Origin of the sequence: Buttiauxella cochleicola, assembly GCF_021282405.1 — a bacterium.
Classification (GTDB): domain Bacteria; phylum Pseudomonadota; class Gammaproteobacteria; order Enterobacterales; family Enterobacteriaceae; genus Buttiauxella; species Buttiauxella massiliensis.
Genome location: NZ_JAJSOU010000024.1, coordinates 1 through 15,522, shown reverse-complemented (window position 1 = coordinate 15,522; position 15,522 = coordinate 1). Strand labels below are relative to the sequence as shown.

14 protein-coding genes are annotated in these 15,522 nt (G+C 51.5%); 10 read left to right on the top strand and 4 right to left on the bottom strand.

All coding sequences use genetic code 11. From position 1 onward, the window contains the following. Positions 1-94: 94 nt before the first annotated feature. Together tkt and tal are read right to left on the bottom strand one after the other, a co-directional pair. Positions 95-2,092 (bottom strand): transketolase, encoded by a 1,998-nt coding sequence (gene tkt, locus LVQ79_RS21295; RefSeq protein ID WP_232866698.1) that lies wholly within the window; start codon positions 2,090-2,092, stop codon positions 95-97. Positions 2,093-2,113: 21 nt separating this feature from the next. Continuing rightward, entirely contained in the window at positions 2,114-3,064 is a 951-nt protein-coding gene (gene tal, locus LVQ79_RS21290; RefSeq protein WP_232866695.1) for a transaldolase, read from the bottom strand. Positions 3,065-3,344: 280 nt separating this feature from the next. Here tal and maeB point away from each other — a divergent pair, with 280 nt between their 5' ends. After that, positions 3,345-5,624, top strand: a complete 2,280-nt coding sequence (gene maeB, locus LVQ79_RS21285) for an NADP-dependent oxaloacetate-decarboxylating malate dehydrogenase (RefSeq protein WP_034459057.1) — start codon at positions 3,345-3,347, stop codon at positions 5,622-5,624. A gap of 1 nt (position 5,625) precedes the next feature. Here the strand turns inward: maeB and hemF are convergent, their stop codons facing one another. Further along, positions 5,626-6,531 carry an oxygen-dependent coproporphyrinogen oxidase gene (hemF, locus tag LVQ79_RS21280; protein WP_232866693.1) on the bottom strand — a complete coding sequence of 302 codons (906 nt, stop codon included), beginning with the start codon at positions 6,529-6,531 and terminating at the stop codon, positions 5,626-5,628. Between the two features lie 5 nt (positions 6,532-6,536). After that, positions 6,537-7,409, bottom strand: a complete 873-nt coding sequence (gene amiA, locus LVQ79_RS21275) for an N-acetylmuramoyl-L-alanine amidase AmiA (protein ID WP_232866691.1) — start codon at positions 7,407-7,409, stop codon at positions 6,537-6,539. A 206-nt stretch (positions 7,410-7,615) separates the two neighbouring features. Between amiA and LVQ79_RS21270 the strand changes: the two genes are divergently transcribed. The 9 genes from LVQ79_RS21270 (at position 7,616) to cysM (ending at position 15,358) form a co-directional block, all read left to right on the top strand. Further along, a complete protein-coding gene (locus LVQ79_RS21270; RefSeq protein ID WP_034459050.1) occupies positions 7,616-8,041 on the top strand; it encodes a GNAT family acetyltransferase in 426 nt (141 codons plus the stop codon). Beyond that, positions 8,041-8,487, top strand: a complete 447-nt coding sequence (locus LVQ79_RS21265; RefSeq protein WP_232866688.1) for a DUF2919 domain-containing protein — start codon at positions 8,041-8,043, stop codon at positions 8,485-8,487. Before LVQ79_RS21270 ends, LVQ79_RS21265 begins: the two co-directional genes overlap by 1 nt. A gap of 64 nt (positions 8,488-8,551) precedes the next feature. Then, complete coding sequence (locus LVQ79_RS21260) at positions 8,552-9,127, top strand: RpoE-regulated lipoprotein (RefSeq protein WP_232866685.1); 576 nt, start codon at positions 8,552-8,554, stop codon at positions 9,125-9,127. Positions 9,128-9,231: 104 nt separating this feature from the next. After that, on the top strand, positions 9,232-10,131 hold the full coding sequence (locus LVQ79_RS21255) for a Dyp-type peroxidase (protein WP_232866683.1): 900 nt from the start codon (positions 9,232-9,234) through the stop codon (positions 10,129-10,131). A 444-nt stretch (positions 10,132-10,575) separates the two neighbouring features. Next, on the top strand, positions 10,576-11,592 hold the full coding sequence (locus tag LVQ79_RS21250; RefSeq protein WP_232866681.1) for a sulfate ABC transporter substrate-binding protein: 1,017 nt from the start codon (positions 10,576-10,578) through the stop codon (positions 11,590-11,592). After that, positions 11,592-12,425, top strand: a complete 834-nt coding sequence (gene cysT, locus LVQ79_RS21245; protein ID WP_034497495.1) for a sulfate/thiosulfate ABC transporter permease CysT — start codon at positions 11,592-11,594, stop codon at positions 12,423-12,425. The genes LVQ79_RS21250 and cysT overlap by 1 nt, the downstream gene beginning before the upstream one ends. Next, entirely contained in the window at positions 12,425-13,300 is an 876-nt protein-coding gene (gene cysW / locus LVQ79_RS21240; protein WP_064555028.1) for a sulfate/thiosulfate ABC transporter permease CysW, read from the top strand. Before cysT ends, cysW begins: the two co-directional genes overlap by 1 nt. Beyond that, the gene (cysA, locus tag LVQ79_RS21235; RefSeq protein WP_232866679.1) at positions 13,290-14,375 is read left to right on the top strand and encodes a sulfate/thiosulfate ABC transporter ATP-binding protein CysA; all 1,086 of its coding nucleotides are present in this window, start codon (positions 13,290-13,292) and stop codon (positions 14,373-14,375) included. Before cysW ends, cysA begins: the two co-directional genes overlap by 11 nt. Positions 14,376-14,446: 71 nt before the next feature. Further along, positions 14,447-15,358, top strand: a complete 912-nt coding sequence (gene cysM / locus LVQ79_RS21230; protein ID WP_232866677.1) for a cysteine synthase CysM — start codon at positions 14,447-14,449, stop codon at positions 15,356-15,358. Positions 15,359-15,522 lie beyond the last annotated feature (164 nt).

Here is a 15,522-nt window from a genome sequence, read left to right as displayed (position 1 = left end):
ACTTACTTGTGTAAGCTCCTGGGGATTCACTCCTTTGCCGCCTTTCTGCAACTCAAATTATTTAGGGGATTACCGTCAATTTTCTCTAAGAAGATTAAACACCCAATACCTTTTTCGCTTTCGCCACCACATTCTCGGTGGTAAAGCCAAAGAACGGGAATAGCTTGTCAGCAGGCGCTGATTCACCGTAAGTCGTCATACCAACAATCGCGCCTTTCAGGCCGACATATTTGTACCAGTAATCCGCAATACCTGCCTCCACCGCCACTCGCGCAGCAATACCTGAAGGTAATACTGACTCGCGATACTCTTCGTCCTGAGCATCAAAAATATCGGTCGAAGGCAGTGAAACCACGCGTACTTTGTGGCCTTCGGCTGTGAGTTTATCTGCCGCCAGCACAGTGATTTCCATCTCCGATCCTGTGGCTATCAGAATCACATCTGGCGTACCGCCGCCGTCTTTCAGAACATAACCACCACGGCTAATCGCTTTGACTTGCTCCGGCGTGCGTTCCATTTGTGCGAGGTTCTGGCGCGAAAGAATGAGTGCCGTTGGGCCGTTGTGCCGCTCGATTGCCGCTTTCCAGGCTACAGCAGCTTCAACCTGATCGCACGGGCGCCAGGTACTGAAGTTTGGCGTCATACGCAGGCTGGCGAGTTGTTCTACCGCCTGATGGGTTGGGCCATCTTCGCCAAGGCCGATGGAATCGTGGGTATAAACCATAATTTGCCGCGCTTTCATCAGCGCCGCCATTCGTGCGGCATTTCTCGCATATTCCACAAACATCAGGAATGTCGCGGTGTATGGCACAAATCCACCGTGATGGGCAATCCCATTAGCGATGGCGGTCATACCGAATTCGCGCACGCCGTAGTGAATGTAATTCCCGGCGAGATCCTCTTTGATAGATTTGGATTCTTTCCAGATGGTCAGGTTACTTGGCGCTAAGTCAGCCGAGCCGCCGAGCAATTCAGGCAGGCTTGGGCCATAGGCATTTAACGTGTTTTGTGAGGCCTTACGGGTGGCAATTTTCTCTGGGTTGGCCTGCAATTTATCAATGTACTGCTGAGTGAGTTCCTGCCAATCCTCCGGCATTTCACCGTGCATGCGGCGGTTAAACTCAGCGGCTAGTTCTGGATGAGCTTTGGCGTAAGCGGCAAACTTATCGTTCCAGGACGTTTCTGCTTTCTCGCCTTTTTCTTTGGCATCCCAGGCTTGATAAATCTCTTTCGGGATTTCAAACGCCGGGTAGTTCCAGCCCAGTTGTTTACGGGCGAGAGCCACTTCCTGCTCGCCGAGTGCCGCGCCATGGGCCTCTTCTTTGCCCGCTTTGTTTGGCGAGCCAAAGCCAATGATGGTGCGGCAGATAATCAGTGACGGTTTATCTTTCACACTTTGCGCTTCTTGAATCGCTTTCTTCACTGCTTCCGGGTCGTGGCCATCAATTTCATGCACCACATGCCAGTGATAAGCCTCGAAGCGTTTCGCGGTGTCGTCGGTAAACCAGCCTTTAGTTTCACCATCAATTGAGATGCCGTTGTGGTCATAGAAGCCGATAAGCTTGCCAAGACCGAGGGTGCCGGCAAGCGAGCACACTTCATGAGAGATGCCTTCCATCAGGCAGCCATCCCCCATAAATACGTAGGTAAAGTGATCGACAATTTCATGGTCGGGACGGTTAAATTGCGCCCCTAACGTGCGTTCAGCAATCGCCATGCCGACCGCATTTGCTAACCCCTGGCCAAGCGGCCCGGTGGTGGTTTCAACACCGGGTGTATAACCAATTTCCGGATGGCCGGGGGTTTTGGAGTGAAGCTGACGGAAGTTTTTTAACTCTTCCATCGGCAAGTCATACCCGCTCAGATGCAAAAGGCTGTAGAGCAACATCGAGGCGTGGCCGTTAGAGAGAATAAAGCGGTCACGGTCAGCCCATGTGGGGTTCGTCGGGTTGTGGTGCAGGAATTCGTTCCATAACACTTCGGCAATATCTGCCATCCCCATCGGTGCGCCAGGGTGGCCCGAATTCGCTTTTTGTACCGCGTCCATACTCAGGGCACGAATGGCATTAGCAAGCTCTTTACGAGATGACATGTTTCACTCCGTGGTTGTCGTTCAAAGTTTAGCGGCGAGCAAATCTTCCAGTTTTCGTTGATCGATGGCGAACAGGCGGATGCCCTCTGCCAGTTTTTCTACCGCCATTGGATCCTGATTATGCTCCCAACGGAAATCTGCCTCGCTGATGGGTTCCGGGCGACGGAAGCCCTGGGACATCGGCACCAGTTTGCGTACCACTGGCTCTTCGCTTTCCTGCAACTGTTGCAGCAGGTTAGGGGCGATAGTCAGGCGATCACAGCCTACTAGCGCAAGAATTTGTTCGGTGCGGCGGAAGCTCGCGCCCATCACGATGGTGCTGTAGTTGTGCTGCTTAAAGTAATCATAGATATTGCGCACCGATTTGACGCCCGGATCTTCTTCAACCACATATGGGTCCATCGGTTTGCGAGCCTGATACCAGTCGTAGATACGCCCGACAAACGGTGAGATCAGGAACACGCCAGCTTCCGCACAGGCTCGTGCCTGAGCAAAAGAGAACAGCAGCGTCAGGTTACAATCGATTCCCTCTTTTTGCAGTTCTTCTGCGGCACGAATACCTTCCCAGGTTGAAGCAAGCTTGATGAGAACTCGCGACTTATCAATGCCCAGCTCTTCATAAAGAGCGATCAAATGGCGGGCTTTCGCGATGCTTTTTTCTTTATCAAACGAGAGACGGGCATCCACTTCTGTTGAGACTCGTCCAGGAATGCTTTTCAGAATTTCCGCACCGAAATTGACCGCAAGTTTGTCACAGGCTTGCGCGACCTGGGCTTCTCGCGTGTCGCCGCGCTGTTTACCGTAAGCAATGGCATCATCAATGAGTGTTTGATAGTGCGCTAAACCTGCTGCCTTCAGTAATAGCGAGGGGTTGGTCGTCGCATCGATAGGCTGGTAATTGCGGATAGATTCAATGTCACCGCTGTCGGCAACAACGGTGGTAAATTTCTTGATACTATCTAACTGATTCATGACTATCTCCTTGAAATGCAAAGTCTAATTTGAGTGTTCCATGTCACTCACGATGAAAATTCATCGTTGGCATAACTAAAAAGCATAGCAGATAGGCATGGCATTGTTGTTAATGCCAGGTAACATAATGGCTCTGATTTTCTAACATTTTTGCAAGACGTTGCTGATAGTATGGCGATGTTCAAAGTTTAGAACGCGCGCAAGCGTGATACTACGTGGCCCTAAAGCGATCTTAACGTGACCTTACGACCCTTGAGAGTGATAAAAAAGGAACGAAGAAATGGACGAACAACTAAGACAAAGTGCCCTCGATTTTCATGAATTCCCAGTCCCCGGTAAAATTCAGGTTTCGCCAACCAAACCGCTGGCGACCCAGCGTGACTTAGCATTGGCCTACTCTCCGGGCGTTGCGGCACCTTGTCTTGAGATTGAAAAAGACCCACTTGCTGCTTACAAATACACCGCGCGTGGCAACCTGGTCGGCGTGATTTCCAACGGCACCGCGGTGCTGGGTCTGGGTAATATTGGCGCACTGGCGGGCAAGCCAGTGATGGAAGGTAAGGGCGTTCTGTTTAAGAAATTTGCCGGTATTGACGTGTTCGATATCGAAGTCGATGAAATGGACCCGGACAAACTGATTGAGGTGATTGCTGCACTTGAGCCAACGTTTGGCGGCATTAACCTGGAAGACATCAAAGCGCCAGAGTGCTTCTACATTGAGAAAAAACTGCGCGAGCGCATGAACATTCCTGTGTTCCATGACGATCAGCATGGTACGGCCATCATCTGTACTGCTGCGGTGCTTAACGGCCTGCGTGTAGTTGAGAAGAATATCTCTGATGTGCGTTTAGTGGTTTCTGGCGCGGGTGCATCGGCTATCGCCTGTATGAACCTGCTGGTACAACTGGGCATCCAGAAACACAACATCGTTGTGTGCGATTCGAAAGGCGTTATCTACAAGGGCCGTGAAGAGAACATGGCTGAAACCAAAGCGGCTTACGCGGTGGAAGATAACGGTAAGCGCACGCTCGACGAAGTGATTGAAGGCGCGGATATTTTCCTCGGCTGTTCTGGCCCGAAAGCCATGAGCCAGGAGATGGTCAAGAAGATGGCGCGCGCGCCATTGATTCTTGCGCTGGCAAACCCTGAGCCGGAAATTTTGCCGCCGCTGGCAAAAGAAGTGCGCCCGGATGCAATTATCTGCACCGGTCGTTCTGACTTCCCTAACCAGGTTAACAACGTGCTGTGCTTCCCGTTCATCTTCCGCGGCGCGCTGGATGTTGGCGCAACGGCGATTAACGAAGAGATGAAACTGGCGGCGGTTCACGCGATTGCCGAACTGGCTCACGCCGAGCAGAGCGATGTAGTGGCTTCCGCCTATGGCGAAGAAGAGCTGACTTTCGGCCCTGATTACCTGATTCCAAAACCATTCGATCCGCGTCTTATCGTGCAAATCGCACCAGCAGTGGCAAAAGCGGCAATGGAAACCGGTGTGGCAACGCGTCCGATTCAGGATTTCGACGCTTATCGCGAAAAACTGACCGAGTTCGTCTACAAAACTAACCTGTTTATGAAGCCAATCTTCTCTCAGGCCCGCAAAGATCCAAAACGTGTGGTGCTGACAGAAGGTGAAGAGGCGCGTGTGCTACATGCGACTCAGGAGCTGATTACACTTGGTTTGGCGAAACCGATTCTGATTGGTCGCCCGGCGGTTATCGAAATGCGCCTGAAGAAACTCGGCCTGCAAATGCAAGCCGGGCGCGATTTTGAGATCGTGAATAACGAATCCGATCCGCGTTTCAAAGAGTACTGGAATGAGTACTACAACATCATGAAACGCCGCGGTATTACGCAAGAACAGGCGCAGCGTGCCGTGATCAGCAACACCACGGTGATCGGTGCAATTATGGTGCACCGTGGTGAAGCGGATGCCATGATTTGCGGCACTATCGGTGAGTATCACGAGCACTTCTCCGTGGTGGAAAAGTTGTTCGGGTATCGTGAAGGCGTGAAAGCGGCTGGGGCAATGAATGCGCTGTTGTTGCCAAGCGGTAACACCTTTATTGCTGATACCTATGTGAATGACGATCCGTCGCCGGAAGAGCTGACAGAAATAACCTTGTTAGCTGCGGAAACTGTGCGTCGCTTTGGTATCGAGCCAAAAGTCGCGTTGTTGTCGCATTCCAACTATGGTTCCTCCGATTCGAAAGCGGCATGCAAGATGCGTAAAACGCTGGAGATGGTACGCGAACGTGCACCAGAGCTGGAAATTGACGGTGAAATGCATGGTGATGCGGCGCTGGTGGAAAGCATTCGTAACGAGCGTATGCCTGACAGCCCACTGAAAGGTTCTGCAAATATCTTGATCATGCCAAACGTCGAAGCGGCACGCATTAGCTACAACTTGTTGCGTGTTTCCAGTTCCGAAGGGGTGACAGTCGGGCCAGTATTGATGGGCGTGGCAAAACCGGTGCATGTGTTAACACCGATTGCGTCTGTTCGTCGTATTGTGAATATGGTGGCGCTGGCAGTGGTTGAGGCGCAGACCGTTCCGCTGTGATTTAAACCCAATCCTTAACCGGTAAGAAATCACGATACAAGGCAGCCTCCGGGCTGCCTTCTTCTGGCTGATAGTTATATTCAAAGCGAACCAGTGGTGGCATCGACATTAAAATCGACTCTGTACGCCCGCCGGTCTGCAAACCAAACAGCGTTCCGCGATCCCACACCAGGTTAAATTCCACATAACGGCCACGGCGATAAAGCTGGAAGTCGCGCTCACGCTCGCCCCATGGCAGCGCTTTACGGCGTTCGACAATCGGCAGATATGCATCCAGGTAACCATTACCCACAGCTTGCATAAAGCTGAAGCAATGGTCGAAATCTGGGGTGTTCAGATCGTCGAAGAACAGGCCGCCAATACCACGTTGTTCATTCCGATGTTTAATAAAGAAATAATCATCACACCACTTTTTGTATCGTGGGAATACGTCATCGCCAAACGGCTGGCACAGCTCCTGCGCGGTTTTATGCCAGTGAACGGCATCTTCTTCAAAACCGTAAAACGGCGTTAGGTCAAAACCGCCGCCAAACCACCATACCGGGTCACAACCTGGCTTTTGTGCAATGAAAAAGCGCACGTTGGCATGGCTGGTGGGAATGTACGGGCTGAGCGGATGCACCACCAGAGAGACGCCCATTGCTTCAAAGCTGCGCCCGGCGAGTTCCGGGCGATGCGCTGTAGCAGACGCAGGCATCGCATCGCCATGTACATGGGAGAAGTTAACGCCCGCTTGCTCAAAGACATTCCCACCGCGTAACACCCGGCTGCGCCCGCCACCACCGCCTTCGCGTTGCCAGCTATCTTCTTCAAACGCAGCACCATCAATATTGCTGAGCTGCTGGCAGATGGTGTCCTGCAATTGCAGCAGGAATTGTTTTACGGACTGAATATCTGGCAAGTTCATAGGGTTCAACGTTTCTTACTGTGGGCTTTTTGGTTATCAAACCAATTGAAGTAGCTAATGATGCCAGAGGCAATAGCATTAGCAATTTTCTGGCGAAACGCGGGAGTGCCCAGCAACTTCTCTTCACCAGGGTTGGTGATAAATGACGTTTCAACCAGTACGGAAGGAATCGACGGTGACTTCAACACCACAAACGCCGCTTGTTCCGTGTTACGGCTGTGCAGTTTGTGCACTGGCTTGATTTGCTTAAGAATGTGCGAGCCGAGCGTCAGGCTGTTTTTGATGGTGTCAGTTTGCACCAGGTCGAACAGTACCTGTTGTAGATACTGGTCTTTATGTTTGACCTTGCTGCCTGCGACATCATCGGCGGCGTTTTCTTTATCCGAAAGGTATTTCGCCATCGCACTACTTGCGCCGCGATTGGAAAGGGCAAACACCGACGCACCGGCAGCAGACGGGTTCGTAAAACCATCAGCATGAATCGACATAAAGAGATCGGCCCCGTGTTTGTGGGCGATTTCTACGCGATCATACAGCGGAATAAATTCATCGCTGGTACGTGTGAGTTTGGCCTCTATCCCATTGCTTTTAAGAATGTTTCGTACATTTTTAGCAATGGCCAGTACGACATGTTTCTCTTTAGAACCATTATGGCCAATCGCGCCGGTATCAATACCGCCGTGGCCTGGGTCGAGCATCACTACCCGACGGCCACCCGATTTTTTGCTCGGTTTGCTGTGGTTTGTGGTGGTTTTAAGAGGTTTAGTCTCCGGGCTGGCCAAAGCCTTATTTACGCCCGTTAACGTTAAAGCAGCCAACCCAGTAAGCAGTAACTGGCGGCGGGTAGTCAGATGCGTCAGTGATTTAATTTTGCTCATGCGGCTAATATTTTTATCTTTAAAATTGCAGATAGGCATTTATAGCGTATCGGCAAAGGGTAAACGACAAGCATTTTTGGGATTTTCATTACCAAAAATGAATGAGTGGCTAGTATGTCATTTTTTGCCTCGTTTTGCGGCAGATATTGGCTAAACAGAAACTTAACGCCATAATCACTGTTTTAGACTTTCAGGTGGCTAATACCATGGAAATACGTGTTTTTCGCCAGGATGATTTCGAAGAAGTCATTACGCTTTGGGAACGTTGCGACTTACTGCGTCCATGGAACGATCCTGAGATGGACATTGAACGCAAACTCAATCATGACGCGGATCTGTTCTTAGTGGCAGAAGTGGGCGGCGAAGTCGTAGGCTCGCTGATGGGTGGTTACGACGGCCATCGGGGTTCAGCTTATTACCTTGGCGTGCACCCGGAATATCGTGGTCGCGGCATTGCTAATGCGCTACTTAGCCGACTGGAAAAGAAGCTAATCGCACGCGGTTGCCCAAAAATTCAAATCATGGTGCGTGAAGAAAACGACCTTGTGATTGGCATGTACGAGCGGCTCGAGTATGAGCAGCAAGATGTGATGCTACTCGGCAAGCGATTGATTGAAGATCAGGAATATTAATGCCTGTGCTGTATCCACCTTCGGATTACGATACCCACGGTAATCTGAAAACACCTTTTTTGTTCTGGTGTACCCTTCTTTTACAGGCGCGAACCTGGTTTGTCCTGGTGCTGGCGGCAGCGTCCCGTCAACAGGGTGATGCTATCCTTGGCGTCTTTTATCCTGACCGCGACAATTTCTGGTTCGGGCTATTGCCTGGCGTTCCTGCGGCTCTGGCATTTATGATTAGCGGCCGCCGCCATTTATACCCTCGATTATGGGCCGCCTGGCGCTGGATATTGATTGCCGCACAGCTCATCGTTTTGGCCTGGCAACTCATATTGCTTTGGCAGGGCGAAGTGCTGACGGGCGTCACTTTAGCGCTGCTGGTTGCCGATATTTTTGCCCTCTGGTGGCTGTGTACCAGCCGCCGTTTACGAGATTACTTCACTATCAATTGTGAATAACCGGGCACTTTTGGGAAAGTTTGCACTCCAAAGCGCGTATCCATGCTTAATAAAGGAATTTCTGATGAAAAAACTGCGCCTGATGTTATTAGGGCTGCCGCTGGTGTTAGCAGGCTGTTCGACGTTGTCATCCGTCAATTGGTCTGCGGCAAATCCGTGGAACTGGTTTGGTTCGTCGATTGAAGTCAGCGAGAAGGGCGTGGGTGAGTTAAACGCCAGTACGCCGATGGATGAAAAGGCCGTCAGCAGCGCGTTGAATGATAACTACCGTTTACGCAGCGGCATGAAAACCGATAACGGCGAGATTGTTCGCTTCTATGAAGCGATGGATGACAAAACCGTGATGGTTGCCGTCAACGGCGAAAAAGGCACAGTAAGCCGCGTTGATGTTATGGATAGCGACATCGAAACTGATAGCGGCGTGAAGATTGGCACCGCCTTCAGCGACCTGTACGACAAAGCATTTGGCGCATGTGTCAAAGGGACTGGAGATGATAGTGACGGTGTCGAGTGTAAGGCCAAAGACAGCCAGCACATTAGCTACATTTTTAGCGGTGAATGGCATGGCGGGCAGGAGTTGATGCCGTCTGACGATGCGCTCAAAAACTGGAAAGTCAGCAAAATTATCTGGCGTCGATAAAAAATTCGCCCGGCCTTGCGCCTTCTCAAGAAGGTGCGGCCAGATTTGGGTATCATATGGAAATAAACGCCACGGTGAGTGGCGTGTTTTTTTCAGGAGGATTCATGTCTCGTGTTCAAACTGGTATTTTGCCAGAACATTGTCGCGCCGCCGTTTGGCTGGAAGCGAGTATTCAGGGCGATTTCGATGCTATTCGCCAGGGCTGCAAAACCTTTAATCAATCGCTAACTGAGTTGCAGGGTAAATTCCCGGACGCAAACTTAGGCGCAGTGGTGGCGTTTGGTCATGACTTATGGCGTGATTTAAGTGGTGGCGTGGGTGCGACCGAGTTGAAAAACTTTGCTCCATTGGGCAAGGGTCTTGCTCCTGCAACGCAGCATGATGTGATGATCCATATTCTTTCTCTGCGCCATGACGTAAATTTCTCTGTGGCACAGGCGGCACTGGCGGCATTTGGCGACGCGCTGAAAATTGAAGAAGAAATCCACGGTTTCCGCTGGGTTGAAGAACGCGATCTGAGCGGCTTTATTGATGGCACCGAAAACCCGCAGGGCGAAGAGACTCGCCGTGAAGTGGCGGTCATTAATGATGGCATCGATGCAGGTGGTAGCTACGTGTTCGTGCAGCGTTGGGAGCATAATCTCAAGCAGCTAAACCGCATGAGCGTGAACGAGCAGGAGATGATCATTGGCCGTACAAAAGAAGCCAATGAAGAGATTGACGGTGACGAGCGCCCGGACACATCTCACCTGACTCGTGTTGATTTGAAAGAAAACGGCAAAGGCCTGAAGATTGTGCGCCAGAGTCTGCCATACGGTACTGCCAGCGGCCCGCACGGCCTGTACTTCATCGCTTATTGCGCGCGTTTGCATAACATCGAGCAGCAACTGCTGAGCATGTTTGGCGAAACCGACGGAAAGCGTGATGGGATGCTGCGTTTTACTAAGCCGGTGACGGGTGGATATTATTTCGCGCCGTCCTTAGACAAGCTTCTAAACCTGTAAGGGCTACCTTACTCGCCATTCTGGCACCGGGCAGTGCTCAAAATCCCCACGTACTTCATGTACGCTCCGTTTTTTGCGCGCTGGCCGTCGTCAGACTGCCTTCGCCGCTAACGCCCTACCTTTCTGAGCTTATACCCCTTTCTTATTGCAAATCACCAAACGATATATAAAACCGTTACAGCTTTGACACTCGTTATAAATACACTGGTCACAATTAAGCAGACCGTAATACCCAAAATATTTCAAGATGCAGGAAAGCGGCAAACGAGCGACAAATTCGTCGGGAACGAATTTGACCAGCCGGAGGCTGGCCTTCGGTGAGAGACAGGAGTCTCTCATTAATCCCGATGAGCTTACACAAGTAAGTGATTCGGGTGAACGAGAGCAGCCAACGCATCTGCAACTTGAAATATGATGGGTATATAACATTTATAAGGGTACCCAATGGCAATGACATCGGTTAAAAAAGTCTGGAGTGCTTTGGTTGTTTCTGCGTTGCTGGCAGGTTCAGCTCATGCCACGGAACTGCTGAACAGCTCTTATGATGTGTCTCGCGAGCTTTTTGCCGCGCTCAATCCTGCCTTCCAGAAGCAGTGGGCTGAGGAAAATAACGGCGACAAGCTGGTGATTAAACAATCTCATGCCGGGTCATCAAAACAGGCACTGGCAATTTTGCAGGGCTTAAAAGCAGACGTTGTAACTTATAACCAGGTTTCTGATGTGCAGATCCTGCATGACAAAGGCAACCTGATTCCCGCCGACTGGCAGACCCGTTTGCCAAACAACAGTTCGCCGTTCTATTCCACCATGGCGTTCCTGGTACGCAAGGGCAACCCTAAAAATATTCACGACTGGAGCGACCTGGTTCGCCCGGACGTAAAACTCATTTTCCCTAACCCAAAAACTTCCGGTAACGCCCGTTACACCTACTTAGGCGCATGGGGTGCGGCAAACAAAGCTGACGGTGGCGATAAAGCCAAAACCGAACAGTATATGACGCAGTTCCTGAAAAACGTCGAAGTGTTTGATACCGGTGGCCGTGGCGCAACCACGACATTTGTTGAGCGTAACCTGGGTGATGTGCTGATTAGCTTTGAGTCTGAAGTTAACAACATTAGCAAACAGTACGAGAAAGATGGCTACGAAGTGGTTGTGCCAAAGGTCAATATTTTGGCTGAATTCCCAGTCGCCTGGGTGGATAAAAACGTTAAAGCCAACGGCACTGAAAAAGCGGCGAAAGAGTATCTGAACTTCCTGTATAGCCCTGCGGCGCAAACCATCATTACTGACTATTACTACCGCGTGAATAACCCGGAAGTGATGGCGAAACTGAAAGACAAATTCCCGCAGACCGAACTGTTCCGCGTCGAAGACGAATTTGGCGGCTGGCCAGAAGCGATGAAAACCCACTTTGCCAGTGGCGGTGAGTTCGACAAGTTGCTCGGCAAGGGGCGTGAGTAATGTTTGCTGTTGCTTCTAAACGGGTGTTGCCGGGCTTTACCTTAAGCCTCGGCACCAGTTTGCTGTTTGTTTGCCTGATTTTGCTGCTGCCTTTAAGCGCGCTGGTAATGCAGCTTTCCGAGATGACGCTGGCTCAGTATTGGGAAGTGATCACCAACCCGCAGGTAGTGGCGGCATATAAAGTCACACTGCTGTCGGCGGGGGTTGCCTCAATCTTTAACGGCGCGTTTGGCATGTTGATGGCGTGGATTTTAACGCGTTATCAATTTCCCGGCCGCAGCCTGCTCGATGCTTTGATGGACTTGCCGTTTGCACTGCCAACCGCCGTTGCAGGTTTAACGCTGGCGGGGCTGTTTTCCGTTAACGGTTGGTACGGCGAGTGGTTGGCGCAGTTTGGCATCAAAGTGACTTACACCTGGCTGGGTATTGCCGTGGCAATGGCATTTACCAGCATTCCGTTTGTGGTACGTACCATCCAACCCGTGCTTGAAGAGCTCGGGCCAGAATACGAAGAGGCCGCAGAAACCCTGGGCGCAACGCGCTGGCAGAGTTTCCGCCGTGTGATTTTACCGGAGCTTTCACCAGCATTAATGGCGGGCGTGGCGCTCTCTTTCACCCGCAGCCTGGGTGAATTTGGCGCGGTCATATTTATCGCCGGGAACATCGCCTGGAAGACCGAAGTCACCTCACTGATGATTTTTGTACGTTTGCAGGAGTTTGATTACCCGGCAGCCAGTGCGATTGCCTCGGTGATCCTTGCTGCTTCACTGCTGCTGCTGTTTACCATTAACACGTTGCAAAGTCGCTTTGGTCGGCGCGTGGTAGGTCACTGATGACGGACGTAACTGAATTGAAAAGCTATCGCCGCACGGGATTTAACTGGGGCAAATGGACACTGATTGGCCTCGGCGTGCTGATTTCATTTTTGCTGCTGGTGGTACCGGTGGCCTCTATTTTCGCTCAGGCTTTCTCGAAAGGGCTGATGCCTGCGCTACAGAATATTGTCGACCCGGATATGCTGCACGCAATCTGGCTCACCGTAATGATTGCGCTGATTACCGTGCCGGTGAACCTGGTGTTCGGTATTTTGCTGGCGTGGCTGGTAACGCGTTTTGATTTCCCTGGACGCCAGTTGTTACTGACGCTGCTGGATATTCCCTTTGCGGTTTCGCCAGTGGTCGCCGGTTTAGTTTACCTGCTGTTTTACGGCTCCAACGGCCCGCTGGCGGGCTTTATGGATGCGCATAATATTCAGATTATGTTTGCCTGGCCGGGCATGGTTTTGGTGACGATTTTCGTGACGTGCCCGTTTGTGGTGCGCGAACTGGTGCCGGTGATGTTGAGCCAGGGCAGCCAGGAAGATGAAGCGGCTATTTTACTCGGCGCATCCGGTTGGCAGATGTTCCGCCGCGTCACATTACCTAATATCCGCTGGGCTCTGCTGTACGGCGTGGTGTTAACCAACGCCCGTGCGATTGGGGAGTTTGGTGCCGTGTCGGTGGTTTCCGGTTCTATTCGCGGTGAGACGTTCTCACTGCCGTTACAGATTGAATTGCTACAGCAGGACTACAACACCGTCGGTTCGTTTACCGCAGCGGCGTTATTGACCCTGATGGCAATCGTTACGTTGTTCTTAAAGAGTGCGGTGCAGTGGCGTTTGAATAGCCAGGAAAAACGCCTGCAACAGGAGGGGAATCATGAGCATTGATATTACCAATATTAAGAAATCTTTTGGTCGCACCCAGGTGCTAAATGATATCTCGCTGGATATCCCCTCAGGCCAAATGGTGGCGTTGTTGGGGCCGTCAGGCTCCGGTAAAACCACGCTACTGCGTATTATTGCGGGTCTTGAGCACCAGAACAGCGGGCGTATTAGTTTCCACGGCACCGATGTGAGCCGTATTCATGCCCGTGACCGTAAAGTGGGCTTCGTGTTCCAGCATTACGCGCTGTTCCGCCATATGACGGTGTTCGACAATATCGCCTTCGGCCTGACGGTTTTACCGCGCCGTGAGCGTCCATCGTCTGCGGCTATTAAACAGAAAGTGACTCGTTTGCTGGAGATGGTGCAGTTATCACATCTGGCAGATCGTTTCCCGGCACAGCTTTCTGGTGGGCAGAAGCAACGTGTCGCTCTGGCACGTGCGCTGGCGGTTGAGCCGCAAATCCTGCTGCTTGATGAGCCGTTTGGCGCGCTGGATGCACAGGTGCGTAAAGAACTGCGCCGCTGGTTGCGCCAGTTGCATGAAGAGCTGAAATTCACCAGCGTATTCGTGACCCACGATCAGGAAGAAGCGATGGAAGTTGCGGATAGGGTTGTCGTAATGAGCCAGGGGAATATCGAGCAGGTTGATACGCCAGAAGCGGTATGGCGCGAACCCGCGACTCGCTTTGTGCTGGAGTTCCTCGGCGAAGTGAACCGTATGAAAGGCACTATTCGCGGCAGCCAGTTCCATGTAGGTGCACACCGCTGGCCGCTGGGCTTCACTCCTGCATATCAGGGGGCTGTTGATTTATTCTTACGCCCATGGGAGGTAGATGTCAGTCGCCGTACGAATCTCGACTCTCCACTTCCGGTACAGGTGCTGGAAATCAGCCCACGCGGACATTATATGCAGTTGGTTGTGCAGCCGATCGGCTGGTATGACGAACCATTAACGGTTGTTCTACGTGAAAATCATGTCCCGGTACGTGGCGAACGTCTGTTCGTTGGTCTGCAACATGCGCGTTTGTATGAAGGCAACAACCGAATTCAGGGTGTAGACCTGGCTCAATCAGCCTGATAAGTTTACTGAACAACACGACACGCAAAGGCGGCCCACGTGGCCGCTTTTCTTATTTTTTGGACAGGCAAGTGAACACCTTAGAAAGCACGATTGGTAATACGCCTCTGGTTAAATTACAACGCACCGGCCTTGATAACGGCAGCGAAATTTGGGTGAAGCTTGAGGGGAATAATCCGGCAGGCTCGGTTAAAGATCGCGCGGCACTTTCTATGATTGTGCGCGCAGAAGCTCGCGGTGAAATCTCCCCAGGAGATACGCTCATTGAAGCGACTAGTGGCAATACCGGGATTGCACTGGCGATGATTGCAGCGCTTAAAGGCTATCGAATGAAGCTTTTAATGCCTGACAACATGAGTATGGAACGCAAAGCGGCGATGCAGGCTTATGGCGCTGAGTTAATCCTTGTGACCAAAGAACAGGGCATGGAAGGCGCACGCGAAATGGCCCGTTTGATGGATGAACGCGGTGAGGGGAAGGTTCTCGACCAGTTCAATAATCCGGATAACCCCTACGCGCACTACAGCACTACCGGGCCGGAGATCTGGAACCAGACGCAAGGGCGAATCACGCACTTCGTCTCAAGTATGGGAACTACCGGTACTGTAACCGGCGTCAGCCAATTCATGCGTGAGCAAGAAAAAGCAGTCAAAATTGTTGGGTTGCAGCCAGAAGATGGCAGCAGTATTCCAGGAATTCGTCGCTGGCCAGAAGAGTGGTTACCGAAGATCTTCAACCCGAGTTTGGTTGATGAAGTGATCGATATGTCTCAAGTAGACGCAGAGAGAACCATGCGCAAACTTGCGCGCGAAGAAGGCATTTTCTGTGGTGTGAGTTCGGGCGGTGCGGTTGCAGGCGCATTACGTGTTGCACAGGCAAATCCGGGCGCTGTTGTCGTAGCAATTATCTGCGACCGTGGCGATCGATATTTATCGACGGGCGTGTTTGGCGAAGAGAGTTATTCGCAAGGCTCTGGAATCTGATCCTGGAGTTTGCCAAAAAAAACGGCACCTCAGAGGGTAATGCTGATCGTTTAAGGATCAGTTGACCGATCCGGTGGCTCGTGTAAAAAGGGTTCATGCACAACATGGACCCTTTTTAAATGGAACTTTCACAAGCTCTCGGTATTATCAATCTCACTGCCCCC

Excerpts from the sequence above, each read along its gene's own strand:
- LVQ79_RS21250 (WP_232866681.1), top strand. The coding sequence starts at position 10,576 with ATGGCAATGACATCGGTTAAAAAAGTCTGGAGTGCTTTGGTTGTTTCT.
- LVQ79_RS21270 (WP_034459050.1), top strand. The coding sequence starts at position 7,616 with ATGGAAATACGTGTTTTTCGCCAGGATGATTTCGAAGAAGTCATTACG.
- tal (WP_232866695.1), bottom strand. The coding sequence starts at position 3,064 with ATGAATCAGTTAGATAGTATCAAGAAATTTACCACCGTTGTTGCCGAC.
- maeB (WP_034459057.1), top strand. The coding sequence starts at position 3,345 with ATGGACGAACAACTAAGACAAAGTGCCCTCGATTTTCATGAATTCCCA.
- cysW (WP_064555028.1), top strand. The coding sequence starts at position 12,425 with ATGACGGACGTAACTGAATTGAAAAGCTATCGCCGCACGGGATTTAAC.
- tkt (WP_232866698.1), bottom strand. The coding sequence starts at position 2,092 with ATGTCATCTCGTAAAGAGCTTGCTAATGCCATTCGTGCCCTGAGTATG.
- amiA (WP_232866691.1), bottom strand. The coding sequence starts at position 7,409 with ATGAGCAAAATTAAATCACTGACGCATCTGACTACCCGCCGCCAGTTA.
- LVQ79_RS21260 (WP_232866685.1), top strand. The coding sequence starts at position 8,552 with ATGAAAAAACTGCGCCTGATGTTATTAGGGCTGCCGCTGGTGTTAGCA.
- hemF (WP_232866693.1), bottom strand. The coding sequence starts at position 6,531 with ATGAACTTGCCAGATATTCAGTCCGTAAAACAATTCCTGCTGCAATTG.
- cysT (WP_034497495.1), top strand. The coding sequence starts at position 11,592 with ATGTTTGCTGTTGCTTCTAAACGGGTGTTGCCGGGCTTTACCTTAAGC.
- LVQ79_RS21255 (WP_232866683.1), top strand. The coding sequence starts at position 9,232 with ATGTCTCGTGTTCAAACTGGTATTTTGCCAGAACATTGTCGCGCCGCC.
- LVQ79_RS21265 (WP_232866688.1), top strand. The coding sequence starts at position 8,041 with ATGCCTGTGCTGTATCCACCTTCGGATTACGATACCCACGGTAATCTG.
- cysA (WP_232866679.1), top strand. The coding sequence starts at position 13,290 with ATGAGCATTGATATTACCAATATTAAGAAATCTTTTGGTCGCACCCAG.